Here is a 26,383-nt window from a genome sequence, read left to right as displayed (position 1 = left end):
GTCCGGTCGGCGTCAATTTTGATGGCCGATAGGTGGCCGCGCCGGTTGGTGAATTCTGGCTACCATTTGCTGTTGCGAGGAGCAACCGTCGAGCGACAATTACGACGCTGGGTAATTGTCGCTGGCGCTGGCCGGAAGCGAGGGTTTGAAGCGCATGGGATGGTTGGCATGTAATTGCCGCTGGCGACAATTACCCGTTGCCTCAGCAAGGGTGCTCCCGAGCGCGAAGCCAGCGACAATTATGATGGCCGGTCCGGGGCGCCATTGGGCGGGTCGTAATCGCCGGCGTTGATGCGGGCGACGGCGGAACGCTTGCGGTAGCTTTCGCCGTTCATCTCGATGATGGTCGAGTGGTGCACGAGGCGGTCGATCGCGGCGACAGCCATGGCGGGATCAGGGAAGACGTTGTCCCATGCCGAAAATGGCTGGTTGGCGGTAATGGCGAGCGAGTGGCGTTCGTAGCGGTGGGCGATGAGCTCGAACAAGGCGCTGGTTTCGACCTGGTCCTTGCGGACGTAGGACAGATCGTCGAGCACGATGAGATCGAACTTGTCGAGCTTGTCGAGCATGGCGGGCAAGCTGAGGTCGCGGCGCGCGGACTGGAGCTTCTGGACCATGTCGGTGGTGGAGCAGAACAGGACGCGCCGCCCCGTGTCGATGAGGGCATGGCCAATGGCGGCAACTGCGTGCGTCTTGCCGGTCCCGCTCTGGCCGAACAGCAGCAGGTTGCCGCCGTTCTCGATCCAGTCGTCACCGGCGGCGAGGGACAAGAGGTGCGGTTTGCGGATGCCGGGGGCGGCGTCGAAATCGAAGGTGGCGAAGGTCTTGCCTGCGGGCAAGCCGGACTGGTCGCGATGGCGCTGGATGCGCCGGGAGGAGCGATCAGCCATCTCGATCTCGAGAAGCGAGGCCAGCAGGTTGGCGGCCGGCCAGCCATCGCGATCGGCGGTGTCGGTGAGGTGCTTCCAGTTGCGGTTGATGCTCGGCAGGCGCAAGGCCTTGAGCAGGGTAGGCAGTACGGCGGCGGCCTGATCCTTGGTGCGGGTCATCAGTGCACCTCCCCGCTGGCGATCAGGCTGTTGTAGCTGTGCAGATCGGGTGGCGGGATAGCGACATCGCGCTGCGATCTTGCGGTTGGCAGGAACTCGTCCCTGAGCGCATCGACATCGGGCAAGCGCCCGCTGTCGAGAGCCTCATCGATCCGCCGGGCCAGCACGTCGACACAGTCGCCCCTGGCGGCGATATCGAGCAGCGCGACGGCATCGCGGCAGGCCTGCCGTCCATCGAGTTGGGCATCGAAGGCTTGCCAGGCCCGCCGGTAGGCGTGATCGGGGAAGAGGGCTTCGCGGTAGACGAGGTTGCGCAGTGCACCGGGCTTGCGGCGCAGGTTACCGATCATGTGCCGGAAATCGATGCTATGCCCCCGGTGGGGATGACTGATCCGCACACGCGGCGTGGACATTACCCTGTCTGGACCGAGGAAGAGCTCGATGCGATCGTCAAAGAGATGCGCGTTGAGGCGCCGTCCGACGAGGCGGGAAGGCACCGAATAGGTAACCCGATCGATGGCGACGGTGCCGTTGCGGGTGACATCGACGGTGACCATGGCGAAATCGGTGGTTCGCCTTGCGGGCAGCGCCTTGAGTACCCTGCGTTCTGCATCGATGCGCGCAGCATGTCGCCGGTTCTGTCTGGCGACCTGCGCCTCAACGAACTCGCGCCAGGCCTCGATGCTAACGAAATCGCGGCTGCCCCGCCGGCGTAAGGCCTGATCGAGCCGTCGCTTGAGATGGGCATGGGGACCTTCGATCGATCCGTTCTCGTGCGCCTCGCCGCGGTTGTTGCGGGTAGCAAGCATGCCGTAATGACGACACAGCTCGTCATAGCTTCGGGTGAAATCCCGCTGCGCATCGGCGTTGAGGTTTTTGTAGGCGGCTGACAGGGAATCGCTGCGGTGTTCGGCCGGCGCACCGCCCAGCTTCCACAACGCATCCTGCAGGTGCTCCGAAAGGGCGGCAAAGCTCTCCCCGCCCAGCACGACAGCCGCATGCTCCCAGCCACTCGCCGCCAAGCGGAAGTGGTAGAGGCGATAGGCCAGGGTCTCGCCGGCAACAGTGACCTTGAGACTGTCGCATACCGTGAAATCCGACAGGCCCTGCCGACCGGGCTCATGATGCTGCGGGAAGAAGATCTCCTTCTCGCCGCCGTGCAGTGCCCGCCAGCGGGCGATCCGGCGTTCCAGTGTTCGTCGTATCGCATCGGGAACAGCATCCTCGCCGAACTCGTCCTGGAGCGTCTCGAAGACCGTGACGGCAATGATACCGTCGATCTGGAGCAACTCCTCTATACGTGGCCAGAATGGCTCGAGCGGATCGGCGCGGGTGCGCCAGTGGCGCTCCTTCTTCTTCTGGGACGGAAGCTGCGGATCGTTCTCGATCCGGCGTGCGCTGCGTTCGCTGATACCGGCCTTGGCAGCCGCGACGGCCTGGGTGTGTTGGCGACGATGGGTCATGAAGAGAAATACCTGCTGATCGGAAATGTGGTGGCCCGGCATCGCAAACCCATCGCTCGTTGTTCGATGAGTGTTCCGATACCACCGCCCGCCACAGCCCCGATCTGCCCCCCGAAAGAAGGGGAAAAAGATCGCCACCGGTTGTCTGGTCCGCTCTCCGGTCGGGGCTGCGCCCCTCCCTACGATCAGACCAGACAACCGATCCTACCGGCCATCATAGTCGCCGCTCAACCGGCCATCGTAGTTGTCGCCGCGCAGTCGATCAAGGTTTCAGGATTACCGACGAGGCCGAAGCCGCCTGACATGATTGTCATGCCTTCGCTCAACAGCCCTGATAAAGCCTGCTCGGCGCTGCCATATATTTTGCTATCCAACTCGCCGCCTTCCTCTCAAGCCGCCGCGCGCGGCCGTCTCCATAAAGTCTCCAAGAGCGATCCCAGCTGTGCGCGACATCAGGGCTGCAGACCGTGAAACGCCTCGATAATGATGCGTTCGACATCGTCGGCCGAGGCGATCCTGGGGTTTGGATAGCTGCCCGCGCTGGCCAGTTCCGCGGCATGCCGAATATCGGATTGCGCCATTCCCAAACTAGCAAGCGACTGCTTTGGGCACGTTTTCCGGCGAAGATCGTAAAGACACCGTCCTGCGTCGCTTGCCGCCAAGCCGCCCAACGCCATCGCCACGCGCGCCATCGCGCCAGGCGCGGCGCTCGCGTTGAACTCGGCGACATACGGAAGGACGATCGCATGAACATCGGCATGCGGCAGATCGAACGTACCCCCAAGCGTGTGGCAAATCTTATGATGGAGGCCCATGCCAACCATGCCGAGTGTCGCGCCGGCGAGCCAAGCGCCATAGAGCGTCGAAGAGCGCGCGCCGATGTCGTTCGGCGTCTCAATCGATTTCGGAAGGCCCTGTCCGATCGCCCGGATCGCCTCCTCCGCCATTAGCGACGTGATGGGATTGGCTTCCGGCGCGTAAAGAGCTTCAACCGCGTGCGCGATCGCATTGAGCCCGGACGGCCCGGTAATAGAAGCCGGCAGCGACACCAGCAGCTCCGGATCGTAAATGACCGTTTTCGGCAGTACCGCCTTGTCGCGCCCCGTGACCTTTCGCCGATCCTTCGTCATTCCCCAAATCGGGGTCATTTCGGAGCCTGCATAGGTCGTAGGGACCGCCACGATCGGAAGGCCGTCTTCAAGCGCTAGAGCCTTGGCGAGACCCGTCGTCGATCCACCGCCGATTGCGACCGTGCAATCGGCCAAGCTCTTTAGCGCCACGTCTCGACAGGCGACGACGGTCTCGAATGGGACGTGCATCAGGGCGCCATCGAAGATTCCGGCACTACGATCGCCGAGCATCGCGTTGATCCGCTCGGCCAAATCGCGCTGAGGCGGCGTGCAGATGATCAGCGCACGACTGAAACCAAGCCGCGTAAGCTCATCGCCGAGCGAAGCCAGGCTACCCGGCGCGAATATCGTTCGTCCTGGATTGGCCTCGTAAGTGAAACTCAATTGCATCTCAATCTCTCACGCCCTTGATCTTGGCTCGAGCCAGCCCGGCCGCCGCCATGCGGACCAGCGCTCAATGGCCCGCGGTAAAAGGTTCGATCCGGCAACACGCCGGATCGCTTTGTTGTCGTTGGATGGAAGATGCGTCGCCGCTCAAAGGCGGCTCACGAAACCGCTCAGGCGGCTTGCGCCTTTTCCGTCGCTTTCGGGATCACGAAGTCCACTTCGACGATGCGCACACCGTCTTCCACCTTCTCGGCGACAACATGCTCCTCGCAAACGTCCTCGCAGCAATCGTCTTCGACGTACGCGCCGCCTTCGAAGTAGGCCTGACTGATGTGTGTATGCATGCCAGGGGCCGAGATCTTGTAATGGACATGAGCTGGCCTCCAGGAGTGCCGCCCCATCGCCGTGAGCAGCGCACCGGTGGGCCCTTCGTTAGGAATTTGGTACGGGATCGGCATGATCGACCGCACGTTGTAGCGGCCATCAGCGTCAGTGACGATCTTGCCGCGATAATAGTGCGGCGGAATTCCATCATGAATACCGCTATACCGGCCTTCCGGGGTCGAATGCCAAACGTCGATCGTGGCACGCGCGAGCGGCCGCCCATCCATCCCGGTCACTCGACCGCGCAGCTGCATCGCAGTGTGGTGCTGATCCTCGTCGCGCATTGGAAGGCGGTCCGTGACGACAGCCGCATTCTCCAGATAATAAGGACCTTCCAGCGAAGGCTTAGAGCCTCCCATCAGTTTGCCCTCGATTTTCACGATCGTCGTGTTGAAGAAGACGTCCATCAGTAGCGGCACGTCGTTCTTTTCGAAGGCATCAAGCAGAAACGCCAGCGCCACCCTGTATTCGTCGAACGTCACATCGTGCTTGAACAGAGCCGCGCGCACTCCATCCACGATATCGCTGACCACTGCGTTTATACGAGCTTCGTCTGCCATTTTCCGATCCTCTCAGGAGATCCGTTTCTATTCTCAAGAACCAATATTTTACACCCGAGACATTTTTTCAAATTCCTTTTCGGGTCTTTGGCCATACCGAAATCGTATCGCCTTCTGGAGTGACATAAACGCCCCCTGGGCGGATAATCGTGCCCGGGTCAACGTTCCCTCATCATGTCGATCAAAGTCTTCGCAAGTAGAGTGGCGCGATCGGACCACAGCGCGTTTACCGATGATGCGGAGACAATGCCCGCACAGTGCAGGAACGCGCTCTGTCGGCATTCTGCCCGCGCCGACGCCAGCGACGCCGCTATCAACTTTTGACCATATTGTGCTCAGACTTTGTCGCAGGAAAAAGCAAAGCCGCCCGCCCGCTCACTGACGCGGCCAACATGGGGTCGCCCAAAATGCGCCGGCAAAAGCAAGCCGTTCGAGCATGCACATTGTTCGAGGACGGCCTGCCGCGATTGCCGAGCAAGCTCGGGATCGGCGCAGAAACGGCTGTTGAGATGTGGTTCGTAGATCTGCACCGGCTGATGCATCGTGTCCGCCGAGAAGATCGCCGTCTCGCCGCCGCTTCGAAGCACCAATATGCAATGGCCCGGCGAATGCCCCGGCGCTGCCTCGATCGTCAGCTCGTCCGTCAGCTGAAAGGGAGGATCGATCAACTCTGCCAACCCCGCGTCCAGGATCGGCCTGACGCTGTCCTCGAATACGTTGTCGTTGATCGGGAGTTTCCCTCCCTCTCCGCTGCGCGTATCCCAGAATTCGCACTCACGCCTCGAAAGGATGTATTTCGCCTGCGGAAACGTTGGCACCCAGCGTCCATCGAGTAGGCGTGTGTTCCAGCCGACATGATCGAGATGAAGATGCGTGCACAGGACGTGCGTGACGTCCTCAGGACGTATGCCGGCGCTTTGCAGTCGCTCCAGATAAGAACTACGCAACATGTTGAACCGTTCGAACGATGGCCGGCTCTTGTCGTTGCCAGCGCAGGTGTCGACCACAATCAAATGATGCTTCGTGCGGATCACCCAGCTATGGATCGATGACATGAACTTGCCAGCCCCCCGGTCATAGAAGTGAGGCTCCATCCACCCATACTGCTCCAGATACTCTGGCCGCCACTCCGGGAACAGGAAAGCAGGCTCGAAACTGGGTGCAAGGCTCTCCTCAACTCGCGTGATTTCGACGGCGCCGACAACGATCTTTTTCATTTCCAACTGCCTCACGTTATTCCTGACGGCCACCCACGCCGCTCAGACGGACTGGCGCGGCATCCCGGTTTTGATTCATTCGGTGTTCGCCACAACCTGCTGTTCGGGTAAGGGTCCGTTTCCTGTCACAATCGGGGCGGTTCGCCGCGAAGTCAGATGAAACAGGCCCATAACGATTACCGGGCATGCAAGCGCGACGTACGCGTTGTCGATGCCGTACGGATCGCCGAGCATGTACCAGACCACGGTCGCTGGGAGGGTCACGATGATCCCGATGAATGCGCCACTCCCGTTGCTGAAGCTTGGAGCATAGAAAGCCAGCAGCACGAGAACGGCCAGCGCCGCACGGAGCCCCTTTCCAAGGTAAGCAATGTGGAGAACGTTGTTCGCGCCGAGTGCGATGACAACTGGCAAGAGGCCAACGATAATCGTGGCGACCTTGAGGAACCGGACGGATCGCCTCTCATCCCTTTCCTTGTTGAATAGCGGTTCGAAGAAATCTTTCATCAGCAACGTCGCTGCGCCAATGCTAACAGCCGAAATCGTTCCGAACAGCGAGGCCGCCAAGCCTGCCACGACGATACCAGCGCTCAGACGGTCCATATCGGCTATGAGGCTCGGAAACGCTTGCAGAGGATTGATGCCCGGATGCAAAGCCGCCGACGCCATCCCGACGGCTGCCGTCAGGATTCCGAAAGGCACCATCGCCGCGGCGCAATAGAAACACGCTTTCTGGGCAGCTCGTACATTGGGCACAGTGTAAAGCGCCTGGATGACGTGCTGGGTCGCAAAAATCGAGCCGATCCCGGCGATCATCCAGGCCCCGATCTGGGACCAACCGACGGCGTCCCAGACAAACATTTCTGGACGGAGCTTCGTGGCGAGGGCCGTCACGCCTCCGGTCAACGAAAGCCCGTAGATCATCGCGATCACGATGCCGAGATATTTGATCGATGCGTGCAAAACGTTGGTGTAGACCACCGAGCGCATGCCACCGACACTGACATAGCCGACTGAAAGCACGCCGACCACGATGACCGCGGTCGGCTTGCCGATCGCGAGAATTCCGGAAAGCACCGCGCCGCCACTCGCATAGATCGACACCGCGATAATTTCGAGCGCGCAGATCGTCAGTACGGAGGCCGCGATACGTGTGTTCTGGCCGTAACGCGAGGCGAGCACACCTGAGATCGTGTTAAGTCCGAGCTCCTTATACTTGCGTGCCAGGATCAGACCCAAGAGGACAAATCCCAGCGCCAACGCAAACACGTTCCATGCAGCCGAAATCCCTTTTGAATAGCCGAGCTGCGCGGTGCCTACACTCACCGCCGTGCCGATAAACTCCGACACCATCAAGAACCCGATTATGATGGCGGGAAACTGACGCCCGCCTTCGGTGTAGCCCGCAGCGGTGATTGCCGAGCGGCGCACATAAGCTGCAATCAGCCCGACGGCGGCCATATAAATGAGTGTGATCCCGATCGTCGAAACCTGGAATGACATGGCCCCTCCCCATTATGTTTTTGGCTTAGAAAGCAGAAAGCCGATCGGCGAAGGCTTACTCGCCGATCGGGGGGCTCTTTATGTGGTCTGCTCGTCGCTCACTTGCGGCGATAATGCTCGAACTTGTCGCGATCGAGCGTCATGCCGATGCCTGGCCTTGTCGGTACGAAAACGTGAAAGTCCCTGTAGACCAGGGGTTCGGTGACGATTTCGTCAGCAAGCCAGATGCCTCCGATGAACTCGGAGCCGAACGTGACACTGCGCTCGGCCGCTGCGACCTGCAGGCCGGCAGACGTGCCGATCGAGCTTTCAAGGAAAGTACCGCCATAGCTCGCAATGCCAGCGGCCTCGGCAATGCCGGCGATCTGCCTGCACGCAGTCAGGCCGCCCGACTTCATTACCTTGTAGGCGAAGACGTCCACCGCAGCGCTGCCCGCGAGCCGCATCGCATCCTGAAGCGTGCAGACGCTCTCGTCCGCCATGACCTTGATGCCGAAGCGTTCGCGGATCCGCTTCAAACCGTCGAAATTCCAGCCCTGTACCGGCTGTTCGAGCAGGCTGATTCCGCCATCGATCAGCGCCGGAATCCACCGATTGGCGGTCGTCTCATCCCACACCTGGTTGAGATCGATTCTCACCTCCGCGCGGCCTGCCAGCGCCTTGGCGACTTTTACGGCACGCTCGACGTCTGCCTGAGGCGGCTTTGCCCCACCTTTGAGCTTGAATACCTTCGCGGCCTTGCGGGCGATCATGTCCTCGGCTTCGGCGATGTCGGTATCCGCCTCGCCGGTCGCCAGGGCCCAACTGATCTCGCTGCTGTCGCGAACCATGCCCCCGAACAAGGCGTGGACGGGTGCGTTAAGCGCTTTGCCAACGATGTCCCACAAAGCGATGTCGACCGCCGCCTTGGCAAAATAGTTTGCGAACGCGACCTTGTTCATCAGACCGTGGAGCGCCGTGACGTCACCCGCACTCTGTCCGACGATCGCCGGCGCCAGATAGGTGTCGATCATCACCTTCATCGTCTCGATGCTATCGCCGCTCCACCATGGTCCACCGGGCGTAGCTCCTTCGCCGAGCCCCGTGATGCCGCTTTCAGTCTCGATCTCGACGATCAGGAATGCCTGCGAGCTGATCTTTGCCTTGGCGAACTGGTGCGCCCTGCGGATCGGCAAATCGACGATCGTGGTTTTGACGGCGCGGATGCGCAAGGCGTCCTTTGCCAAGTTAGTCGTGGCGACGATCGGAGAAACCATCTCGTTCATGCTCTGCCCTCCTTCAGGAGTGGATTGTCGGCGGGGTTGATCGATGAGGGATGCGGCACGAGCGGCGTCACCTCTACACTTAAGAATGGAAAGAAAGGCAGGCTGCTGATTGCCGAGTGAAGCTGCTCGACGCTATCGACCTCGAAAATCGAGACGTTCGCGTACGCCCCCGCTACTCGCCAGATGTGCTTCCAGATCCCCTCACGTTGAAGTCGGATCCCGACTTCCTTCTCTTCAGCTTTCAGTCTCTCGAATTCTTCCGGCGGCATGCCATAAGGCGGAGAGACCACCATTCGCACTAGATAAAACATTTCAATACCTGCCCGTGTTCTCGTTTCTATTCGGCAATCGTCACAACATCTCGTGCGCAATTGATTGCTGACGGGCACTATCGAAAGCCAGGCTCTTTCTGTAAAATACTATATGAGGCGCTCAGCGATACCTTTTCGGAATGACTGGAGTTACGATGGAATTGAGACAGTTGCGCTATTTCATTGCAGTCGCCGAAGAGGGCAGTTTTGGCGGCGCGGCGCAGCGCGTCCACGTCACACAGCCCCCTGTTACCCGACAGATTCATGCGCTTGAGCAAGAGCTGAAGGTCACGCTTTTCGTGCGCACGCCGAGGGGGGCAATTCTCACTGAAGCCGGCCGCGTCTTTCTCGAAGAGGCCCGCGAGATCATTGAGCGGTCGCGCCGCGCTGGTGAACGCAGCCGCGCGGCCGACCGCGGCGAGATCGGCCGCCTCACCGTCGCGTTCTTTGGCTCGTCCATCTATCAAGCCGTGCCTATGATTTTGCGCCGCTTCCGTGCCCAAGTCCCGCTTGCGCAAATCGTCCTCGTCAGCATGGGAAAGGATCGCCAGCAGGAAGCTCTTCGTTCCGGAGCGATCGACATCGGATTTAGCCGCTATTTCAATCCCGCACCTGACATTGAGGTCATGACGGTTGCCGAAGAACCGCTCTATGTCGCACTTCCGGTCGAAGACAACCTTGCTCATGCAACGTCTCTGAGGCTTCCCGATCTTATCGGGCGTTCGCTCATCCTGTTCCCATCCGGAAATCGGCCGAGCTTCGCAGATGCTGTTCTGAGCGCCCTGTCGGCTGCAAGCGTCAATCTTGTTATCGGCGCCGAAGCGGAGGATCAAACATCGGCGCTTGCGCTCGTGTCGATCGGCTCGGGTATCTGTATCGCTCCCGAAGCGGTCACGAGCATCCGCATGCCTGGCGTAACCTTCGTCAGGCTGGCCGAACCGAACATCACATCGCCAACCCACTGTGCCTATCTCAAGGCGAACACGACCCCGATCCTCTCCGCCTTCATGCGAAGCCTCAGCGACAAGAAGCCGGTCAAACGCGCCCAGGAGCCCCGAAAGGTCGGGAAGAAGCGCTAAGGTTCCCACGGGACTCACGCCACCTCCGGTATTTTCTGGTCGGGGTTTGTGTAGATTTTTCCGCGACGGCCGAGCGGCCGATGTCGGGCAGCATGTGGTGTTCATGCCCCTCGCCTATGCCGGCGCATCATCACCTGTCGTTTCCAGCTGGCGGGTATCCGTCCACGCGCTGAGCGCGATCGTTTCGCCGTGATTACCCGCCAGCTGTCTAACGCATCTACCCTGAGAAGCATCGACAGGCCCCTCAGGACCGTGCTCAGGCCGCCGCTTGCTTCCGTGCAACTTCCGCGACGAACTTCCCCTGCAGCGATGCTAACTCCAGCTCATTGGTGGAAGGCTGGCGTGAGCGATCCGGCGCAGCAATCGTCGACGCGCCATACGGGGAACCGCCGGTGATCTCGTCAAGGCGCATCTGACCCTGCGCGGTATAGGGAAGTCCAACGATGATCATGCCATGATGGAGCAACACCGGAATACTTCCAAGGATCGTCGATTCCTGCCCACCATGTTGCGTGCCGGACGACGTGAAGATTGACCCCACTTTTCCGACGAGTTTACGCTCATACCAAAGCCCGCCAGTCTGATCGAGAAACGCCTTCATCTGCGCCGGCATGGTGCCGAAGCGCGTCGGAAAGCCGAGGATGATGCCATCATACTCGGCAAGCTCATCGACGGTCGCGATGGGGGCTTTCTGGTCAAGCTTAAAGCCATTTTTTTGCGCGATCTCTTCCGGGGTCGTCTCCGGAACCCGTTTCACGATCGCCTCCACGCCGACCGACCGGATACCTTCGGCGGCGGCATAGGCCATCTCCTCTATATGACCGTGAGACGAGTAATAGAGGACAAGCACCTTGGTCATTGTTGATTCCTTATTGGCGGGCCGGGAGGATGCCGCGGCACTGGTTTGAGCAGACGCCTCGCGCAACAATCCCAACACGCGCACAATCGATCGAAGCGTCATTGTCGTTCTGCCTTATCTACTCGCGCCGGATTGCAGCGCTCGAAGCGCCACCCGTAGGCCTGCAGGCAAGCGCGCCAGGCCGCTTCCATACGGTCCGGTTTGCCTCTGACGGCAGTTCATCAGGGTGTCGCCTAAGCTAACAATCGCCTTTCAATGGGATAATCCCACCGAGACGGAGTTCTGCTCTCACCAGAGGTACGAAGACACTTTCTTGCGCCCGATAGGTGGCAATGAGACCGGTCGCCGATCACTCCAGCTCGCCCCTTGAGATTAAGCAGCCGCCCAGCTTGCTGTTCGGCGGGTCGGACGCATTGACGATCACGCAAACTCCCTTGCGATCGCAATTGCAGGAAATTCTCTCCGCACAGCACCTCATCATCGAGCCGGACGGTGCGAGACCATTCGACCCGCGACCCCGCCCCCAGCGTCGCTTCACTCGGGCACGAAAGTTACCTCACACCGGTGGAGCGACCTTATTCATTGTAAGGCGAGGCATAATTTCTTACCTAGAGCGAAGATTTGACACCATCAGTGTGAGGATAGTCGCTTGCTCGATAGGTTCCAGGGGATTCAGGTCCTGCTTAAAGTCGTCGAGCTGGGCAGCTTGTCGGGTGCAGCTCGGGCTTTGGACATGTCGCCGACCATGGCGACCAAACATGTCGCTGCTATCGAGCAGCGGCTCGGCGTGCGGCTTCTGCACCGCACGACACGCAAAGTGACCCCGACTGAAATCGGGCGCACTTTCGTGCAAAACGCGGAACGCATCATCGCCGAACTTCAAGAAGCGGAAGCCGAAGCGGCAGCCGACAAACTAGTGGTGCGGGGACTGCTCAGGGTCAATGTTCCGGTTTCATTCGGCACAAGCGAAATCGCGCCCATTTTGAACGACCTTTCCAAAGCTCACCCAGACCTGACAATCGATCTTGGCGTGAACGATCGTCTTGTCGATCTCGTGGAGGAAGGATGGGATCTCGCCATACGTATCGGACGACTACAGGACTCGCCCATGATTGCGCGCCGTCTCGCGCCTTGTCACATGGCGGTCTGCGCATCGCCGGCATATCTCAGAAAACACGGACGCCCCAAGACGGTAATCGATCTCGGCGATCATCGCTGCCTTGGCTACACCCTGTCCCACGCTGTCGGACCCAGTTCGTGGAGTTTTGGAAGCAACGGCGATATCAAGGTGCCTGTCTCGGGGCCGCTTCGCGCCGGCAACGGCGACGCACTTGTCGCAGCGGCCATTGCCGGTATGGGGATCGTCTACCAGCCCACATTCATCGTTGCCGATGCCGTTGCAGATGGTCGGCTCGAAATTCTCGAACTCGACCATCCTCCGTTCGATCTCGGCAACATCTACGCAGTGTACCCTCCGAACGAGCATCTCCCCGCGAAGGTGCGCGTCTTCATTGATTTCCTTATCAAGCGTTTTGCTGGCACCCCACCGTGGCAGCGACGCATCGATCAGACAACCGACAGGAACTGATCGCTCGCTTCGGTTCACACTGGCGGTGTGATAACGCCGCACATTTTTGCAGATTATCGCGAGGTGGGAAGCAGATTACCTGTCACGGCATCGGCGGAGACGGCTCCGCCCGCCGCTAAGAGCTAGCCGAGCAAATCCAGTTCGGAACTCCACGGCGACAGACATCGCAACCGACGGCAATGCCTTTGTCATCGGTCGCGTCGATGGAGCGATGCTATGAAAGTCCACACCGGAATGATCGGTGCCACGGTGCTGCGTGCCGCCCTTGGCGGCCTCTTCCTCGCACATGCAGGCATGAAGATCTTCGTGTTCACGCCGGCCGGAACGGCGCAATTCTTCGAGTCGGTCGGCGTACCAGGGTTCATCGCTTATCTGGTGATGACAGCGGAAACGCTTGGCGGAATTGCACTGCTCCTCGGCATCTATCCGCGCATCGTGGCGCTGGGCCTTATCCCAATCCTGCTCGGCGCGATTGCAACGGTGCATGCCGGCGCCGGCTTCTTCTTCAACAATCCCAATGGGGGTTGGGAATTTCCTGCCTTCTGGGCGCTCACCCTCATAGTCCAGGCTCTGATCGGCGATGGGCTCTACGCATTGAAGCCGACACCGCTTCCTGGGACCGTTATCAACCCTGCGATCACCTGAAGCTGCTCTCCGCCCGCAGCCCGTAATGCCATCCCCGTATAAACTCTCTTCTGGCGGTTCAATCGATGCTCCCAAGCATATTCATTAGCCACGGTGCTCCAAGCCTTGCGCTTGGCGACAGTCCGGCGCGGTCGTTCCTCGAATCTCTGCCCGCGCTTCTCCCCTTTCGACCGACCGCGATCCTGATCATATCGGCGCACTGGGAAGAGAGTGTTGTGACCCTCAACGGCCTCGACCGACACACTACAATTCATGATTTCGGTGGCTTTCCTGACGCACTTTACGAGATGCGTTACCCGGCTCCGGGATCTGCCCATCTGGTCGAGCGCGTACGCTCCCTTCTGCACGAACAAAGCATACCGAGTGCGGCAAACGAGTTTCGCGGCTGTAGCGCGACGATTACGGAGTCCGGTCGGCGTCAATTTTGATGGCCGATAGGTGGCCGCGCCGGTTGGTGAATTCTGGCTACCATTTGCTGTTGCGAGGAGCAACCGTCGAGCGACAATTACGACGCTGGGTAATTGTCGCTGGCGCTGGCCGGAAGCGAGGGTTTGAAGCGCATGGGATGGTTGGCATGTAATTGCCGCTGGCGACAATTACCCGTTGCCTCAGCAAGGGTGCTCCCGAGCGCGAAGCCAGCGACAATTATGATGGCCGGTCCGGGGCGCCATTGGGCGGGTCGTAATCGCCGGCGTTGATGCGGGCGACGGCGGAACGCTTGCGGTAGCTTTCGCCGTTCATCTCGATGATGGTCGAGTGGTGCACGAGGCGGTCGATCGCGGCGACAGCCATGGCGGGATCAGGGAAGACGTTGTCCCATGCCGAAAATGGCTGGTTGGCGGTAATGGCGAGCGAGTGGCGTTCGTAGCGGTGGGCGATGAGCTCGAACAAGGCGCTGGTTTCGACCTGGTCCTTGCGGACGTAGGACAGATCGTCGAGCACGATGAGATCGAACTTGTCGAGCTTGTCGAGCATGGCGGGCAAGCTGAGGTCGCGGCGCGCGGACTGGAGCTTCTGGACCATGTCGGTGGTGGAGCAGAACAGGACGCGCCGCCCCGTGTCGATGAGGGCATGGCCAATGGCGGCAACTGCGTGCGTCTTGCCGGTCCCGCTCTGGCCGAACAGCAGCAGGTTGCCGCCGTTCTCGATCCAGTCGTCACCGGCGGCGAGGGACAAGAGGTGCGGTTTGCGGATGCCGGGGGCGGCGTCGAAATCGAAGGTGGCGAAGGTCTTGCCTGCGGGCAAGCCGGACTGGTCGCGATGGCGCTGGATGCGCCGGGAGGAGCGATCAGCCATCTCGATCTCGAGAAGCGAGGCCAGCAGGTTGGCGGCCGGCCAGCCATCGCGATCGGCGGTGTCGGTGAGGTGCTTCCAGTTGCGGTTGATGCTCGGCAGGCGCAAGGCCTTGAGCAGGGTAGGCAGTACGGCGGCGGCCTGATCCTTGGTGCGGGTCATCAGTGCACCTCCCCGCTGGCGATCAGGCTGTTGTAGCTGTGCAGATCGGGTGGCGGGATAGCGACATCGCGCTGCGATCTTGCGGTTGGCAGGAACTCGTCCCTGAGCGCATCGACATCGGGCAAGCGCCCGCTGTCGAGAGCCTCATCGATCCGCCGGGCCAGCACGTCGACACAGTCGCCCCTGGCGGCGATATCGAGCAGCGCGACGGCATCGCGGCAGGCCTGCCGTCCATCGAGTTGGGCATCGAAGGCTTGCCAGGCCCGCCGGTAGGCGTGATCGGGGAAGAGGGCTTCGCGGTAGACGAGGTTGCGCAGTGCACCGGGCTTGCGGCGCAGGTTACCGATCATGTGCCGGAAATCGATGCTATGCCCCCGGTGGGGATGACTGATCCGCACACGCGGCGTGGACATTACCCTGTCTGGACCGAGGAAGAGCTCGATGCGATCGTCAAAGAGATGCGCGTTGAGGCGCCGTCCGACGAGGCGGGAAGGCACCGAATAGGTAACCCGATCGATGGCGACGGTGCCGTTGCGGGTGACATCGACGGTGACCATGGCGAAATCGGTGGTTCGCCTTGCGGGCAGCGCCTTGAGTACCCTGCGTTCTGCATCGATGCGCGCAGCATGTCGCCGGTTCTGTCTGGCGACCTGCGCCTCAACGAACTCGCGCCAGGCCTCGATGCTAACGAAATCGCGGCTGCCCCGCCGGCGTAAGGCCTGATCGAGCCGTCGCTTGAGATGGGCATGGGGACCTTCGATCGATCCGTTCTCGTGCGCCTCGCCGCGGTTGTTGCGGGTAGCAAGCATGCCGTAATGACGACACAGCTCGTCATAGCTTCGGGTGAAATCCCGCTGCGCATCGGCGTTGAGGTTTTTGTAGGCGGCTGACAGGGAATCGCTGCGGTGTTCGGCCGGCGCACCGCCCAGCTTCCACAACGCATCCTGCAGGTGCTCCGAAAGGGCGGCAAAGCTCTCCCCGCCCAGCACGACAGCCGCATGCTCCCAGCCACTCGCCGCCAAGCGGAAGTGGTAGAGGCGATAGGCCAGGGTCTCGCCGGCAACAGTGACCTTGAGACTGTCGCATACCGTGAAATCCGACAGGCCCTGCCGACCGGGCTCATGATGCTGCGGGAAGAAGATCTCCTTCTCGCCGCCGTGCAGTGCCCGCCAGCGGGCGATCCGGCGTTCCAGTGTTCGTCGTATCGCATCGGGAACAGCATCCTCGCCGAACTCGTCCTGGAGCGTCTCGAAGACCGTGACGGCAATGATACCGTCGATCTGGAGCAACTCCTCTATACGTGGCCAGAATGGCTCGAGCGGATCGGCGCGGGTGCGCCAGTGGCGCTCCTTCTTCTTCTGGGACGGAAGCTGCGGATCGTTCTCGATCCGGCGTGCGCTGCGTTCGCTGATACCGGCCTTGGCAGCCGCGACGGCCTGGGTGTGTTGGCGACGATGGGTCATGAAGAGAAATACCTGCTGATCGGAAATGTGGTGGCCCGGCATCGCAAACCCATCGCTCGTTGTTCGATGAGTGTTCCGATACCACCGCCCGCCACAGCCCCGATCTGCCCCCCGAAAGAAGGGGAAAAAGATCGCCACCGGTTGTCTGGTCCGCTCTCCGGTCGGGGCTGCGCCCCTCCCTACGATCAGACCAGACAACCGATCCTACCGGCCATCATAGTCGCCGCTCAACCGGCCATCGTAGTTGTCGCCGCGCAGGTACGGCAACACCCGGCATGGGCTACAATCTTGACATTTCCCCAGTACAATGCATATGTTCATGCATATGCAAAGGAGGTCGATATGGCCCGGAAAAAAGCAGTTTCCGTCCCTCCACGAGAAGCCAAACTGTTCCGGAACAACAAGAGTCAGGCTCTGCGCATCCCTGCCGATTTCGAACTTCCGGGTGACCGCGTGATGATCCATCGCGATGGCGACCGCCTCATTATCGAACCGGTACGCCGCAAGAATCTTCTGGAAGTCCTCGCATCCCTGCAGCCGCTCGGGCCCGATGATCAGTTTCCCGATGTCGAGGACACATTGCTCCCGATAAAGGCCATCGACCTGTGAGCGGGCTCTATATGCTCGACACCAATACCGTCTCCGAGCTTGCCCGCAATCCGCAAGGATCGGTTGCCGCACGCATCGCCGAAGTGGGCCCGGATGCGATCTGTGTCAGCATCATCACCGCGGCGGAACTCCGCTACGGCTGCGCCAGAGCGGGTTCGCCGCGGCTGCTGGCGCAGATCGAGGCCATTCTGGACAGCCTCCAGATCCTTGCCCTCGATGTCCCCGCCGACACTGAATATGCCGGTATTCGCGCAGAGCTGGAAGCAGCCGGCAAGCCTATCGGGCCAAATGACTGGTTCATCGCTGCCCATGCCTATGCCCTGGAAGCGGTGCTGGTGACCGCGAATATCACAGACTTCTCGCGGATACGCGCACTCAAAGTCGAGAACTGGATCGCCGACCTTCATTGACCGGATGCCGGGCAATCACCGCATGGCTTTCGTCTAGCGCATCGGCTCGCTCCAGCGGCGGGCCGCCGCCACACGCTTCGCGATCGACCCTAACCCTTGAGATGACCTTCAGCTCCATAGCGGATCGGGGGGCCTTTGCCGTCCATTGACCTCATGGCCGGAGAGAGGAGGGGGGTGTGCCTTTGTGTTCACGCAACAGGAGAAGGCCATGTCCGACATCATCGACCTCGGCGGCGCGCCCGGACACGAGGATTGCGCGCAGCTCGGCCACACCCCCGACTTCGAGCGCCTCAACCGGCTTGAGGTCGCCGCCTATCGGGCCGCCGTCATCGCCCGCTTCGGCCCGCCCCCGGACGGGTGTGCCCTCGTCTTTATCACCAACCGGCACGACTTCGGCATCTATCGCACGCTCGGTCTCAAGGTCGATGCGGGCGCTTATCGTCGCGATCCCTCGGTCGCGGCCTATGTCGAGGCCGCCCAGGACGGTCTCGCCAGCTGGGTCGAAGCCGGTTTCGCGCCGCCGGTCCGCTACGACGACGGCCGTGCCCCCGCGGTCGACCGGGACCGTATCGACGACATCGTCATGGGTGCGTTGCTCGCGACGCGGCCCGACCCGTTGGGACGGTTCCCCATTCCCGACTTCGAGATCCTTCATCGCAATCTCGCCGCCGCCTACCCTCGCTGCGCCGAGGCCGCGAACCGCTCGCTTGAGGAGACACCAGTATGATACCGACGCAACTTACCTCCGACCAGGCCGCCATTCAGGCTCGTATCGAGGCCGAGATCGCAGAGCATGCCGCCGCCGTCCGGCGTGTCGAAGCGCGCTGCAAGAGCGCGTTCCTGCCTATCCTGCGGGAGCATGGTATCACACGCGTCGACATCAGCTATGATGGTGGCGGTGATGAAGGCATGATGGGCGATGTCACCGCCTATGGCGGCCAGTCTGTCCGGGAATTGCCTTCGGTGCTGTGCGACCATTACGCCGTCGACTATGGTGGAAACGTTCGCAGTTCCGCATTGCAACTGGAGGACGCCCTGTCGTCTTTTGCTGAAAATGCCGTCTGCGACCATCATGGTGGCTGGGAAAATGGCGAGGGCGCCTACGGAGAGATCGTCATCGATGTCGCCTCGGGAGGCGTGACCATCACGCATAATGCCCGGTTCATCGACTACGACACCACCGAGACGGAGCTGTGATCCATGTCTCACTGCTATTTTCATGCGCTCAGCTCGGCGCGCCGCTGGGGCGGCGTGCCGGGCGACTATATCGCCCTTCATCAATGGTTCGATGAATCCAAGAAGATCATCGCTGATCCGCGCCACCGGGCGCTCAGGCACCATGCCGAGGGGATTTTCCTGCTCGAGACGATTTTTGGCGTGACCGTTCGCAACAGCGACGGACGTCAGGTGCCGGTGCGTCTGATCGGGGAGGCGCACGTCACCGAAGATCTGGGGCGCATTCCGTCTTTCGCCGACTGGGCACGGCTCATCCAGCCGATGCCCTGGATGTTGCGCGGCAATCCCGCCGGCTCGCCGGGGCTGGATCCTGCTATTTCCGGTTCACCCGCACCCAACGCTGCTGTAGCCTGATCTCATGGATCAGGGACCCTTCAGCAAGGCCGCCGCAGACAACGCCCTCGATCGTCTCATCGCAATTGCCCGATCCGACACCGGCCAATCACGCCGGGTCGCAAACTTCCTTCTGGCCTGGTGGAACGGCGAGGATTGCGGGCACTTTCCTATCGCCGATCTGTTCGGCGTCGACGCGACGATCGCGACCCACATCACGACGATCGTCGGTTTCCTCGGTCAACATGAAGGCGCGATCTATCCGGATGCCTTCGGCTGCAAGGCCGAGATGATCGAACTGGTCGGCCGCTGGCGGGATTTCGGCGACTAGAAGTTTTCCAACGTGCAGAGCAACCCGCTCGTTATCGATCTCCTACTGTTGCTCGGGCAGGAGATGACCCGAGTTGCCATCGCGCACGGTTCCATAGGTCTTGAGTCAGGCGTCGAGCGCTTGCCCTGGCGACGGGCAATCATGCATTCGCATTCTGTCCGGGGGGCGGAACCAGCCGGTCCAGCTTCGCCATGAAGAAGCGCTCGCTCCACAGGTCGATCGATTTGAGTTCAGCCGGACGCAGGAAGCGGCGCACATCTTCGGCCGCCGCTTTCCAGTCGAGACCGGCGATCGTGCTGCCCAGCGCGTCCTTCAGCCAGGGCATATTGACGGCAATGCTCTCGTCACCAGCCCACGGTCCGGCTTGAATCAGCGCCGCGCGCAGGAGCGGCAGATTGGGGGCAGTTCCCTTTGCGACATACCAGGAGAAATCGTACCAGTCCCTACCTTTGAGGAAGCCCCGGCAGAGCAGCGCATGGATCTTGAGCGCGAAGTTGGACGGCAGATCCTGATGTCGCACTTCATAGTCGGCCGGAAAATCGAGATAGGTGGCATCTTCGCCGGAGCCGGCGGGGGGATTGACATCGATTTCCAACTTGATGCGGATCGTCCGGGGCTTGCCTGTCCCGGCAAAGATAAGGTCGAGCTGGCTGGCGATCGAATCATTCTTGAGGAGCGCCTGGCGGATCGCGCTGTCCATTTTCGCCTTGGGCCGCGCGTCGAGCTTCAGGCCGAACTGGCCGAACACGTCGACCAGAACCGTGAGATAAGGCGACCAATCGAAATCCGGATCGGGCGCGCGGAGGAGGAAATCGAGGTCTTCTGAAAAACGCGGCAGGCCATGAAGGATACGCAGCGAGGTGCCTCCCTGAAACAGGGCGACATCGAAGAAATCGCCGCGCCACAGGGCGTAAAGCGCGATCTCCTGGAGGATTTCCTTGACGGCATTTTCCTCTTCGAGGGCGTTGGCCGCATCGTAGCTGCGCAGCTTTTCCTGGATGATGTCAATCATGATTGGAAGCCTTTCGGGCCATGACGGCGTATTCGAGCGCGGCGAGAAAGGCGTTCTCGGCCTTGTGCTTGTAGGTGGATCTGAGCTTGGCGAAATCCTTTCGTCGAAGCGAGACGAGCCTGTCCGGGTCGATCCGCATGCCATGGGTCAGCCATTCGACCCCGCTCCATTGTTCCTTGCGCAGGGCAACCAAGTCCATCAGCGCCCGCAAAGGCTGGGCGACGAAGGCGGTGAGTTTGCCCATCTGGACCCGATCAACGCCGATCAGGAACCGATAATCGGCAATGGCGAGAGGGTGGAAGCTGAACGCCCCGAAGTCCGGCGTGTCGAAGTGCAGCGTTTTGCGTCCCGGTGTCACGCTGGCGGTGGTGAAAACCGCTTCGGGAATCCAGCCATGCCAGGTCAGCGCGCTTTCGAGCGAGATATAGCTGCCTGGTACGAGACTCTGGGCAATGGCGAAGGGATGTACGGTTTGGCTGCGATAGTCTCGCCCCAGAAGATATGTGCCGCGCTTCACCCGAAGCAGGGAGCCATCCTTGAGGGCACGGTTTACGAGGCCGTAGCGCCGCGCATCCCCGCCGCCCAGCAACCGCCCAAGCTGGCGTTCGCTCAGGATATGGTCGGCCAGCCCTGCTGCCGTGATCTGCTGTGCCAAGGATGACATGAATTTCCTCATACTTCCAAATTGTGAAAGTTTCCAGAAATTATCGGATGAGCGGCCAGAATGAGCAAAACCTTCCCCGGCGCGCCGCAGGCCTTGTCTCCCGACGTGCTGGTGTCGGCGATACGCTTGGACTCGCTGACGGTGCCCACGCCTTCTGTAAGCCACTGACCGAGACCGAGGCTCTCCTCCGCGCGCCTCGCCGCATCTGCGCTTCGCGCACGCAAAGAGGAGCAGGGAAGGGGGAAGGGGCAGGACATGTCTCCGAGGCCGGAGACCTGACTGTCCCGAACCTATTTTTCGCGAGGAGCGAACATGGCCAACCATTTCGTCAAAGCGAGCTTTGTGCTCACCGTTACCGAGGCCGAGGCCGAAGTCCTGCGCCAGATCGAAGATGCTACAGGAATTCTCGATGATTCTGGTTTCGAGCAGGATGAACTTGCCGCAGCTTATGCCGCGCTCGGCGAATCCTTCACGTCGTGCTTCCCGTCGATCGAGGCCGATCCCTTCGGTGGATTTCGCGCGATCTTCAGCGATCTCGATTATCCACGCCTCAGCTTCTCGCTGCAGGTCGATCCGTCCGATGGGTCAGGCCGTTGCAAGGTCTGGTTCTACGGCGACCAGGTCGATGTCGAAACCGCCGCGCTGCTGATCCAGGCGACCGCGAAATCGGCTCTGCCGTTTGGCTTCGAATATGCGCTCGATTGCGATCGCCTGCGCCCCGGTGAGTTCGGCGGCGGCTATGTCGTCATCCGCGAAGACGGGCTCGAGTTCGCAGGTTCGTCCCGGCTCCTCGATCGCGCTATCGCGCGCGGTCACCACGAAGGTGTCGACGGATACGTCCTTGTCACGCGCGACGCAGAGGCCGGCCTGCTCTTCTGGAACAGCCATTCGGGCTTCGGCTCGCTTGCTGGCGCCACGGTGTTTTCCGAGGCCGAGGCCGCGAACTTCGATCCGCCCATTGCCGACGACCAGCCCGAATGGCTGGCGCTCCCGGCCCCACTCAACTGAAGGAGCCGCACATGCGCTACATCATCGCCCTTTATGAGATTGACCGCGCCTATGGTGGAGCAGAAGAGGGTGGCTGGTGGTACGACACCGGCGAGTTGGCCCGCCTTCTCGCGCTGGCGCCGACCGAAGCGCGGGCCATCCAGTTGGCTGACCGCGCCAACCGCCTGCTCGAACGGCTACAGCGTCATCGTCGCCGCGTCGATTCCGTCCTTTATGATGGCGGCCGTTATACTGCCATCGTCTTCGAATGGACGGCGCCCCCGGCCTTTCCCGAGGTCCGGCCGCACTACGCCTGAACGCGACTGTCCGCCGTTGACGGGCCACCATCCCAGATTGCGGTCCTGCGGAATAGCTGCGCACGGAAGAAGCCCAGTCGAATTCCGGCATCCTGGAGCCAACTCGCCAAAGCCAGCGGCCTGACGCGCGAGCGTTTCGCGATGGCCGATCATCTCCTGCGTCTGATCTGCTGCCCGACGATTGGCGTCGGGGGTGGGGTTGATCAGGCCGGGACCAGGCGGGGGCTGTTCGGATCGATCCATGGATCGACCGGATCGTCCCGAGGCCGCGGACGCGGGCCTCGGCTATGGCGCTTGCGCGCTGGCTCGGCCGAACGGCCGAGGAGAGGAGGGGGAGGAAGGACGGTGTCCCGGACACAGTGTTCGAGACCATCATCCAGGAGACTTTCCATGAACATTGGTTCGATCAAGCAGAATGAAGGCGGTATTTTCGTCGGCAAGATCGAGACGCTGACGATTGCGATGACGATTGCGCTGCGCGAGGTGCACTCGGCCAATCCGAAGGCGCCGAAGTTCGAGGTGCTGGCGCTGTCGGCATCGCGGGCGTGGGTGCAGGTTGGGGCGCTGTTCGAGCTGTTCTCGAACGGCACGGGCGAGGCGTTCCTCAACGGGAAGATCGAGGATCCGAGCCTGGCGGCGCCGCTTTACATTTCCGCGTTCCGCCAGGAGGACGGCAGCTACAACGTGGTCTGGTCGCGTCCGACGCGGCGGCGCGACCTCGCCTCGGAGATGGCGCGCAAGGCCGATGACGCGCTGCCGCCGCTGCCCGGCGAAGGCGAAACCGCCGGCGCGCCGGCCCAGGGCGCCGAGGCCGGCCTCGGCCAGTCGTCGGCAGAGCACGCCTTTGGTGGCGAACAGCCCGAAGGCGGCCGGCGTCAGCGTCGTCAGCGTACGGCCGAACAGGTGGAGGAACCCGAAACCGTCAGCTGAAATCCCCCCGTCGTGCCCGGTCCCGCGCCTCCAGGCCGGGCACGATTCCCGCAGGGTCCGCTTCGTTTCACGCGAAGCGGACCCTGTTCTTGTTTGGCGGCGGTATTTCTCGAACTGGCTCTGTTGCAAAGATTGGCGGCAGTCAGAGGTAGGCTGTCGCTCTGCGCCGATCAGGCGGCTGCTGCGAAATGGTGGTTGAGCATGCCCATGGCCTCCGTCAGCGCCGAGGGCCCAATGCCAAAAGCTCTCTCCACAAGGCGCACCTCGCCCCTGATGCCGGGCTGCAGGCACCAGGGGCGAGCCTGTCCTTTGCGCAGGGCTCGCATGACTTCGAATCCCTTGATCGTGGCATAGGCCGTGGGGATCGATTTGAAACCGCGCACCGGCTTGATCAGTATCTTGAGCTTTCCGTGATCGGCCTCGATCACGTTATTGAGATACTTCACCTGCCGGTGGGCCGTCTCCCGGTCCAGCTTTCCTTCGCGCTTCAATTCGGTGATCGCTGCACCATAGCTCGGCGCTTTGTCGGTATTGAGCGTGGCAGGCTTTTCCCAGTGCTTCAGGCCTCGCAGGGCCTTGCCCAGGAACCGCTTCGCTGCCTTGGCGCTGCGGGTCGGCGACAGGTAGAAATCGATCGTGTCGCCCCGCTTGTCGACTGCCCGGTACAGGTAGGTCCACTTGCCCCGCACCTTGACGTAGGTTTCATCCAGGCGCCAGCTCGGATCAAAGCCACGCCGCCAGAACCAGCGCAGCCGCTTCTCCATCTCCGGGGCGTAGCACTGGACCCAGCGATAGATCGTCGTATGGTCGACCGAAATGCCGCGTTCCGCCAGCATTTCCTCAAGGTCGCGATAGCTGATCGGATAGCGACAATACCAGCGCACCGCCCACAGGATCACATCACCCTGGAAATGGCGCCACTTGAAATCCGTCATCGTTCCGTCCGTCCAATCTCCGCCAAGCATGCTCAAGCTTCACGATTTTTGCAACAGAGCCGTTAGTGGCACGGCGCAAGATCGCCCCGCGGCTACCGCAACCGCTCAGAAGCAAACCACCTTTGCCATAGAGAACATGACCTGCGCCACCTGCCCGATCACCGTGAAGAAGGCGATGGAAGGCGTCGCCGGGGTAACGGCGGTCACGGTCGATTTCGCAGCCAAGACCGCGCGCGCAACCTATAACCCGCGCCGCACCAATGCTGCTGCGATTGCCGCTGCATCAACCAACGCGGGTTATCCGGCGCGCGCTATTCAAAACTGAGCGGGGCGCCGCCAGCGCCTCAAGAAAGTGATAAGCAATGAACGACTGTTGCAACCGCCCCGAGCAGGAAGGATTTGACGTGGCCGTCATCGGCGCGGGTTCTGCCGGGTTCTCCGCCGCGATCGCCGCTGCCGATCTGGGCGCGAAAGTGGCGCTCGTCGGTCACGGCACGATTGGCGGCACCTGTGTCAATGTTGGCTGCGTTCCTTCCAAGACGCTGATCCGCGCCGCCGAAGCGGTGCATGGTGGGCTTGCCGCCGCGCGCTTTCCCGGCCTTGGGGGCGCTGTCCAGATGGATGACTGGTCCGTATTGGCGGCGTCGAAGGACGATCTTGTCACGACGCTGCGCCAAAAAAAATATGTCGATCTGCTGCCCGCCTATGACGGTGTGAGCTATATCGAGGGCAAGGCACGCTTTGCCGATGGTGCGCTGATTGTCGGCGATGCGCCCATGAAGGTCGGCAAGGTCATATTGGCGATGGGTGCGCACGCCGCCGTGCCGCCGATTCCGGGGATGGACAGCGTGCCCTACCTAACCAGCACATCGGCGCTGGCGCTGGATCGCTTGCCCAAATCGCTGCTGGTGATCGGTGGCGGGGTGATCGGGGTAGAACTGGGACAGATGTTTTCGCGTCTGGGCGTTGATGTCACCATCTGCTGCCGAAGCCGCCTGCTCCCCGAAATGGACCCGGAAGTGAGTGCCGCGCTGAAAAACTATTTGGAAGCCGAGGGCGTGCGGGTTTGCGCAGGTGTCGGCTATCAGCGTATCGCCCAAACACAGAGCGGGGTCGAATTGACCTGCGAGGGGCATTGTGACACCGTCGCGGCGGAACAGGTGCTCATCGCCACCGGACGCCGACCCAATAGCGACGGGCTTGGGCTGGAGGAGCGCGGCATAGTGCTTGCCCGTAATGGTGGAATCGTCGTCGATGACCACCTCGAAACGTCGGTTCCAGGCATTTACGCGGCGGGCGATGTAACGGGACGGGACCAGTTCGTCTACATGGCCGCCTATGGCGCAAAACTGGCCGCGCGCAACGCGGTGACGGGCAACCAATACCGCTACGACAATTCCTCCATGCCATCCGTCGTCTTCACCGACCCGCAAGTCGCCAGCGCCGGCCTCACTGAAACGACAGCACGGGCGCAAGGCCTGGACATCAAGGTTTCGCTGCTCCCGCTCGATGCTGTGCCAAGGGCACTGGCAGCACGCGATACGCGGGGTCTCATCAAACTGATTGCCGACAAGGCGAACGACCGTTTGCTGGGCGGCCAGATCATGGCACCCGAAGGCGCGGATTCGATCCAGACACTGGTGCTGGCGATCAAACACGGCATGACCACCCTGGAATTGGGTGCAACGATATTTCCTTACCTGACCACTGTGGAAGGCCTCAAACTGGCGGCCCAAACGTTTGATAAGGATGTCGCCAAACTGTCTTGCTGCGCCGGGTGATTGCTCGGGGATCAACCGGCAACGAATGGCCTCCCTCCAGTGCAAGCCGCTTTGGTGTCAATTTTGTTATTCGCCTCAGCGGGAGAGCAAAATGGCACGACGCCGACTTCTGACCGGAGACGAGCGCCGGCGCCTGTTCGATCCTCCTGTCGGCTCTGTTGCAAAAATCGTGAAGCTTGAGCATGCTTGGCGGAGATTGGACGGACGGAACGATGACGGATTTCAAGTGGCGCCATTTCCAGGGTGATGTGATCCTGTGGGCGGTGCGCTGGTATTGTCGCTATCCGATCAGCTATCGCGACCTTGAGGAAATGCTGGCGGAACGCGGCATTTCGGTCGACCATACGACGATCTATCGCTGGGTCCAGTGCTACGCCCCGGAGATGGAGAAGCGGCTGCGCTGGTTCTGGCGGCGTGGCTTTGATCCGAGCTGGCGCCTGGATGAAACCTACGTCAAGGTGCGGGGCAAGTGGACCTACC

31 protein-coding genes are annotated in these 26,383 nt (G+C 61.3%); 16 read left to right on the top strand and 15 right to left on the bottom strand.

What is annotated here, in order from left to right; all coding sequences use genetic code 11:
* Positions 1-239 precede the first annotated feature (239 nt).
* The 9 genes from istB (L286_RS26555) to L286_RS26520 form a co-directional block, all read right to left on the bottom strand.
* Complete coding sequence (gene istB / locus L286_RS26555) at positions 240-1,049, bottom strand: IS21-like element helper ATPase IstB (protein ID WP_020818758.1); 810 nt, start codon at positions 1,047-1,049, stop codon at positions 240-242.
* Positions 1,049-2,554: an IS21 family transposase gene (gene istA / locus L286_RS26550; RefSeq protein WP_020818759.1), complete on the bottom strand. Its 1,506-nt coding sequence runs from the start codon at positions 2,552-2,554 to the stop codon at positions 1,049-1,051. Before istA (L286_RS26550) ends, istB (L286_RS26555) begins: the two co-directional genes overlap by 1 nt.
* A gap of 185 nt (positions 2,555-2,739) precedes the next feature.
* Positions 2,740-2,886, bottom strand: coding sequence for a CoA-transferase (locus tag L286_RS47605; protein ID WP_021224464.1), 147 nt, complete (start codon positions 2,884-2,886; stop codon positions 2,740-2,742).
* 78 nt (positions 2,887-2,964) lie between these two features.
* Positions 2,965-4,032: a maleylacetate reductase gene (locus L286_RS26545; RefSeq protein WP_020818760.1), complete on the bottom strand. Its 1,068-nt coding sequence runs from the start codon at positions 4,030-4,032 to the stop codon at positions 2,965-2,967.
* 167 nt (positions 4,033-4,199) lie between these two features.
* Positions 4,200-4,973 carry a dioxygenase family protein gene (locus tag L286_RS26540; RefSeq protein ID WP_021224463.1) on the bottom strand — a complete coding sequence of 258 codons (774 nt, stop codon included), beginning with the start codon at positions 4,971-4,973 and terminating at the stop codon, positions 4,200-4,202.
* Between the two features lie 335 nt (positions 4,974-5,308).
* The gene (locus tag L286_RS26535) at positions 5,309-6,190 is read right to left on the bottom strand and encodes an MBL fold metallo-hydrolase (RefSeq protein WP_021224462.1); all 882 of its coding nucleotides are present in this window, start codon (positions 6,188-6,190) and stop codon (positions 5,309-5,311) included.
* Between the two features lie 75 nt (positions 6,191-6,265).
* Positions 6,266-7,693: a sodium:solute symporter family protein gene (locus L286_RS26530; protein ID WP_020818763.1), complete on the bottom strand. Its 1,428-nt coding sequence runs from the start codon at positions 7,691-7,693 to the stop codon at positions 6,266-6,268.
* 98 nt (positions 7,694-7,791) lie between these two features.
* Positions 7,792-8,958 (bottom strand): muconate cycloisomerase family protein, encoded by a 1,167-nt coding sequence (locus tag L286_RS26525; RefSeq protein WP_020818764.1) that lies wholly within the window; start codon positions 8,956-8,958, stop codon positions 7,792-7,794.
* Positions 8,955-9,269: a muconolactone Delta-isomerase gene (locus L286_RS26520; protein WP_021222966.1), complete on the bottom strand. Its 315-nt coding sequence runs from the start codon at positions 9,267-9,269 to the stop codon at positions 8,955-8,957. Before L286_RS26520 ends, L286_RS26525 begins: the two co-directional genes overlap by 4 nt.
* A 155-nt stretch (positions 9,270-9,424) precedes the next feature.
* Here L286_RS26520 and L286_RS26515 point away from each other — a divergent pair, with 155 nt between their 5' ends.
* Positions 9,425-10,348 (top strand): LysR family transcriptional regulator, encoded by a 924-nt coding sequence (locus L286_RS26515; RefSeq protein ID WP_020818766.1) that lies wholly within the window; start codon positions 9,425-9,427, stop codon positions 10,346-10,348.
* 256 nt (positions 10,349-10,604) lie between these two features.
* Here L286_RS26515 and wrbA read toward each other — a convergent pair whose 3' ends face one another.
* Positions 10,605-11,207 carry an NAD(P)H:quinone oxidoreductase gene (wrbA, locus tag L286_RS26510; RefSeq protein WP_020818767.1) on the bottom strand — a complete coding sequence of 201 codons (603 nt, stop codon included), beginning with the start codon at positions 11,205-11,207 and terminating at the stop codon, positions 10,605-10,607.
* Between the two features lie 649 nt (positions 11,208-11,856).
* Here wrbA and L286_RS26505 point away from each other — a divergent pair.
* The 3 genes from L286_RS26505 (at position 11,857) to L286_RS49730 (ending at position 13,868) form a co-directional block, all read left to right on the top strand.
* The gene (locus L286_RS26505) at positions 11,857-12,795 is read left to right on the top strand and encodes a LysR family transcriptional regulator (RefSeq protein ID WP_020818768.1); all 939 of its coding nucleotides are present in this window, start codon (positions 11,857-11,859) and stop codon (positions 12,793-12,795) included.
* A 216-nt stretch (positions 12,796-13,011) separates the two neighbouring features.
* Positions 13,012-13,440 carry a DoxX family protein gene (locus tag L286_RS26500; protein ID WP_021222964.1) on the top strand — a complete coding sequence of 143 codons (429 nt, stop codon included), beginning with the start codon at positions 13,012-13,014 and terminating at the stop codon, positions 13,438-13,440.
* Between the two features lie 65 nt (positions 13,441-13,505).
* On the top strand, positions 13,506-13,868 hold the full coding sequence (locus L286_RS49730) for a dioxygenase family protein (protein WP_062121841.1): 363 nt from the start codon (positions 13,506-13,508) through the stop codon (positions 13,866-13,868).
* A gap of 217 nt (positions 13,869-14,085) precedes the next feature.
* Here the strand turns inward: L286_RS49730 and istB (L286_RS26495) are convergent, their stop codons facing one another.
* Both istB (L286_RS26495) and istA (L286_RS26490) read right to left on the bottom strand, forming a co-directional pair.
* The gene (gene istB, locus L286_RS26495) at positions 14,086-14,895 is read right to left on the bottom strand and encodes an IS21-like element helper ATPase IstB (RefSeq protein WP_020818758.1); all 810 of its coding nucleotides are present in this window, start codon (positions 14,893-14,895) and stop codon (positions 14,086-14,088) included.
* Positions 14,895-16,400, bottom strand: coding sequence for an IS21 family transposase (gene istA / locus L286_RS26490; protein ID WP_020818759.1), 1,506 nt, complete (start codon positions 16,398-16,400; stop codon positions 14,895-14,897). The genes istB (L286_RS26495) and istA (L286_RS26490) overlap by 1 nt, the downstream gene beginning before the upstream one ends.
* Before the next feature lie 300 nt (positions 16,401-16,700).
* Here istA (L286_RS26490) and L286_RS0124095 point away from each other — a divergent pair, with 300 nt between their 5' ends.
* The 6 genes from L286_RS0124095 to L286_RS26465 all read left to right on the top strand — a co-directional run bounded on the left by L286_RS0124095 (position 16,701) and on the right by L286_RS26465 (position 19,277).
* Positions 16,701-16,967, top strand: a complete 267-nt coding sequence (locus L286_RS0124095; protein ID WP_020818770.1) for an antitoxin — start codon at positions 16,701-16,703, stop codon at positions 16,965-16,967.
* An 11-nt stretch (positions 16,968-16,978) separates the two neighbouring features.
* Entirely contained in the window at positions 16,979-17,377 is a 399-nt protein-coding gene (locus L286_RS26485) for a type II toxin-antitoxin system VapC family toxin (RefSeq protein ID WP_197672744.1), read from the top strand.
* 208 nt (positions 17,378-17,585) lie between these two features.
* Entirely contained in the window at positions 17,586-18,104 is a 519-nt protein-coding gene (locus tag L286_RS26480) for a hypothetical protein (protein WP_020818772.1), read from the top strand.
* Positions 18,101-18,574, top strand: coding sequence for a DUF6878 family protein (locus tag L286_RS26475; protein WP_015460584.1), 474 nt, complete (start codon positions 18,101-18,103; stop codon positions 18,572-18,574). Before L286_RS26480 ends, L286_RS26475 begins: the two co-directional genes overlap by 4 nt.
* Positions 18,575-18,577: 3 nt before the next feature.
* The gene (locus tag L286_RS26470; RefSeq protein ID WP_015460585.1) at positions 18,578-18,967 is read left to right on the top strand and encodes a DUF6915 family protein; all 390 of its coding nucleotides are present in this window, start codon (positions 18,578-18,580) and stop codon (positions 18,965-18,967) included.
* A 4-nt stretch (positions 18,968-18,971) separates the two neighbouring features.
* On the top strand, positions 18,972-19,277 hold the full coding sequence (locus L286_RS26465) for a DUF7673 family protein (protein ID WP_015460586.1): 306 nt from the start codon (positions 18,972-18,974) through the stop codon (positions 19,275-19,277).
* A 139-nt stretch (positions 19,278-19,416) separates the two neighbouring features.
* Here L286_RS26465 and L286_RS26460 read toward each other — a convergent pair whose 3' ends face one another.
* Positions 19,417-20,289: a nucleotidyl transferase AbiEii/AbiGii toxin family protein gene (locus tag L286_RS26460; RefSeq protein WP_015460587.1), complete on the bottom strand. Its 873-nt coding sequence runs from the start codon at positions 20,287-20,289 to the stop codon at positions 19,417-19,419.
* Positions 20,282-20,953: a type IV toxin-antitoxin system AbiEi family antitoxin domain-containing protein gene (locus tag L286_RS26455; RefSeq protein WP_020818773.1), complete on the bottom strand. Its 672-nt coding sequence runs from the start codon at positions 20,951-20,953 to the stop codon at positions 20,282-20,284. The genes L286_RS26460 and L286_RS26455 overlap by 8 nt, the downstream gene beginning before the upstream one ends.
* Positions 20,954-21,265: 312 nt before the next feature.
* On the opposite strand from L286_RS26455, the gene L286_RS26450 reads away from it, so the two are divergent.
* The 3 genes from L286_RS26450 to L286_RS26440 all read left to right on the top strand — a co-directional run bounded on the left by L286_RS26450 (position 21,266) and on the right by L286_RS26440 (position 23,187).
* Complete coding sequence (locus L286_RS26450; RefSeq protein ID WP_015460589.1) at positions 21,266-21,961, top strand: hypothetical protein; 696 nt, start codon at positions 21,266-21,268, stop codon at positions 21,959-21,961.
* A gap of 11 nt (positions 21,962-21,972) precedes the next feature.
* Complete coding sequence (locus tag L286_RS26445) at positions 21,973-22,257, top strand: hypothetical protein (protein WP_015460590.1); 285 nt, start codon at positions 21,973-21,975, stop codon at positions 22,255-22,257.
* A 390-nt stretch (positions 22,258-22,647) separates the two neighbouring features.
* Positions 22,648-23,187 carry a DUF736 domain-containing protein gene (locus tag L286_RS26440; protein ID WP_015460591.1) on the top strand — a complete coding sequence of 180 codons (540 nt, stop codon included), beginning with the start codon at positions 22,648-22,650 and terminating at the stop codon, positions 23,185-23,187.
* A gap of 170 nt (positions 23,188-23,357) precedes the next feature.
* On the opposite strand, the gene L286_RS26435 is transcribed toward L286_RS26440, so the two are convergent.
* Positions 23,358-24,122: an IS6-like element IS6100 family transposase gene (locus tag L286_RS26435; protein ID WP_001389365.1), complete on the bottom strand. Its 765-nt coding sequence runs from the start codon at positions 24,120-24,122 to the stop codon at positions 23,358-23,360.
* Here L286_RS26435 and L286_RS47590 point away from each other — a divergent pair.
* The 3 genes from L286_RS47590 to L286_RS26420 all read left to right on the top strand — a co-directional run.
* Positions 24,109-24,447 carry a heavy-metal-associated domain-containing protein gene (locus L286_RS47590; protein ID WP_443214324.1) on the top strand — a complete coding sequence of 113 codons (339 nt, stop codon included), beginning with the start codon at positions 24,109-24,111 and terminating at the stop codon, positions 24,445-24,447. The genes L286_RS26435 and L286_RS47590 overlap by 14 nt on opposite strands.
* Before the next feature lie 79 nt (positions 24,448-24,526).
* Positions 24,527-25,903 carry a mercury(II) reductase gene (merA, locus tag L286_RS26425; RefSeq protein ID WP_021222959.1) on the top strand — a complete coding sequence of 459 codons (1,377 nt, stop codon included), beginning with the start codon at positions 24,527-24,529 and terminating at the stop codon, positions 25,901-25,903.
* Positions 25,904-26,115: 212 nt separating this feature from the next.
* On the top strand, positions 26,116-26,383 hold a 268-nt coding region (locus L286_RS26420), incomplete at its 3' end, for an IS6 family transposase (protein ID WP_004154064.1).

The organism is Sphingobium sp. HDIP04 (genome assembly GCF_000445085.1).
GTDB classification, from domain to species: Bacteria; Pseudomonadota; Alphaproteobacteria; order Sphingomonadales; family Sphingomonadaceae; genus Sphingobium; species Sphingobium indicum.
Note: the sequence above shows the minus strand (reverse complement) of the source record. Positions and strands in the feature narration are given on the sequence as shown.

Coding starts and splice junctions, on each gene's coding strand:
- L286_RS26530 (WP_020818763.1), bottom strand. CDS start 7,693: ATGTCATTCCAGGTTTCGACGATCGGGATCACACTCATTTATATGGCC.
- L286_RS26475 (WP_015460584.1), top strand. CDS start 18,101: ATGATACCGACGCAACTTACCTCCGACCAGGCCGCCATTCAGGCTCGT.
- L286_RS26480 (WP_020818772.1), top strand. CDS start 17,586: ATGTCCGACATCATCGACCTCGGCGGCGCGCCCGGACACGAGGATTGC.
- wrbA (WP_020818767.1), bottom strand. CDS start 11,207: ATGACCAAGGTGCTTGTCCTCTATTACTCGTCTCACGGTCATATAGAG.
- L286_RS26545 (WP_020818760.1), bottom strand. CDS start 4,032: ATGCAATTGAGTTTCACTTACGAGGCCAATCCAGGACGAACGATATTC.
- L286_RS26535 (WP_021224462.1), bottom strand. CDS start 6,190: ATGAAAAAGATCGTTGTCGGCGCCGTCGAAATCACGCGAGTTGAGGAG.
- L286_RS26520 (WP_021222966.1), bottom strand. CDS start 9,269: ATGTTTTATCTAGTGCGAATGGTGGTCTCTCCGCCTTATGGCATGCCG.
- L286_RS26540 (WP_021224463.1), bottom strand. CDS start 4,973: ATGGCAGACGAAGCTCGTATAAACGCAGTGGTCAGCGATATCGTGGAT.
- L286_RS26450 (WP_015460589.1), top strand. CDS start 21,266: ATGGCCAACCATTTCGTCAAAGCGAGCTTTGTGCTCACCGTTACCGAG.
- L286_RS26435 (WP_001389365.1), bottom strand. CDS start 24,122: ATGACGGATTTCAAGTGGCGCCATTTCCAGGGTGATGTGATCCTGTGG.
- L286_RS26465 (WP_015460586.1), top strand. CDS start 18,972: ATGGATCAGGGACCCTTCAGCAAGGCCGCCGCAGACAACGCCCTCGAT.
- L286_RS26515 (WP_020818766.1), top strand. CDS start 9,425: ATGGAATTGAGACAGTTGCGCTATTTCATTGCAGTCGCCGAAGAGGGC.
- L286_RS26455 (WP_020818773.1), bottom strand. CDS start 20,953: ATGTCATCCTTGGCACAGCAGATCACGGCAGCAGGGCTGGCCGACCAT.
- istA (WP_020818759.1), bottom strand. CDS start 16,400: ATGCCGGGCCACCACATTTCCGATCAGCAGGTATTTCTCTTCATGACC.
- L286_RS26500 (WP_021222964.1), top strand. CDS start 13,012: ATGAAAGTCCACACCGGAATGATCGGTGCCACGGTGCTGCGTGCCGCC.
- L286_RS26470 (WP_015460585.1), top strand. CDS start 18,578: ATGTCTCACTGCTATTTTCATGCGCTCAGCTCGGCGCGCCGCTGGGGC.
- L286_RS26445 (WP_015460590.1), top strand. CDS start 21,973: ATGCGCTACATCATCGCCCTTTATGAGATTGACCGCGCCTATGGTGGA.
- L286_RS49730 (WP_062121841.1), top strand. CDS start 13,506: ATGCTCCCAAGCATATTCATTAGCCACGGTGCTCCAAGCCTTGCGCTT.
- istB (WP_020818758.1), bottom strand. CDS start 14,895: ATGACCCGCACCAAGGATCAGGCCGCCGCCGTACTGCCTACCCTGCTC.
- L286_RS26460 (WP_015460587.1), bottom strand. CDS start 20,289: ATGATTGACATCATCCAGGAAAAGCTGCGCAGCTACGATGCGGCCAAC.
- L286_RS26485 (WP_197672744.1), top strand. CDS start 16,979: ATGCTCGACACCAATACCGTCTCCGAGCTTGCCCGCAATCCGCAAGGA.
- istB (WP_020818758.1), bottom strand. CDS start 1,049: ATGACCCGCACCAAGGATCAGGCCGCCGCCGTACTGCCTACCCTGCTC.
- istA (WP_020818759.1), bottom strand. CDS start 2,554: ATGCCGGGCCACCACATTTCCGATCAGCAGGTATTTCTCTTCATGACC.
- L286_RS0124095 (WP_020818770.1), top strand. CDS start 16,701: ATGGCCCGGAAAAAAGCAGTTTCCGTCCCTCCACGAGAAGCCAAACTG.
- L286_RS26440 (WP_015460591.1), top strand. CDS start 22,648: ATGAACATTGGTTCGATCAAGCAGAATGAAGGCGGTATTTTCGTCGGC.
- L286_RS26525 (WP_020818764.1), bottom strand. CDS start 8,958: ATGAACGAGATGGTTTCTCCGATCGTCGCCACGACTAACTTGGCAAAG.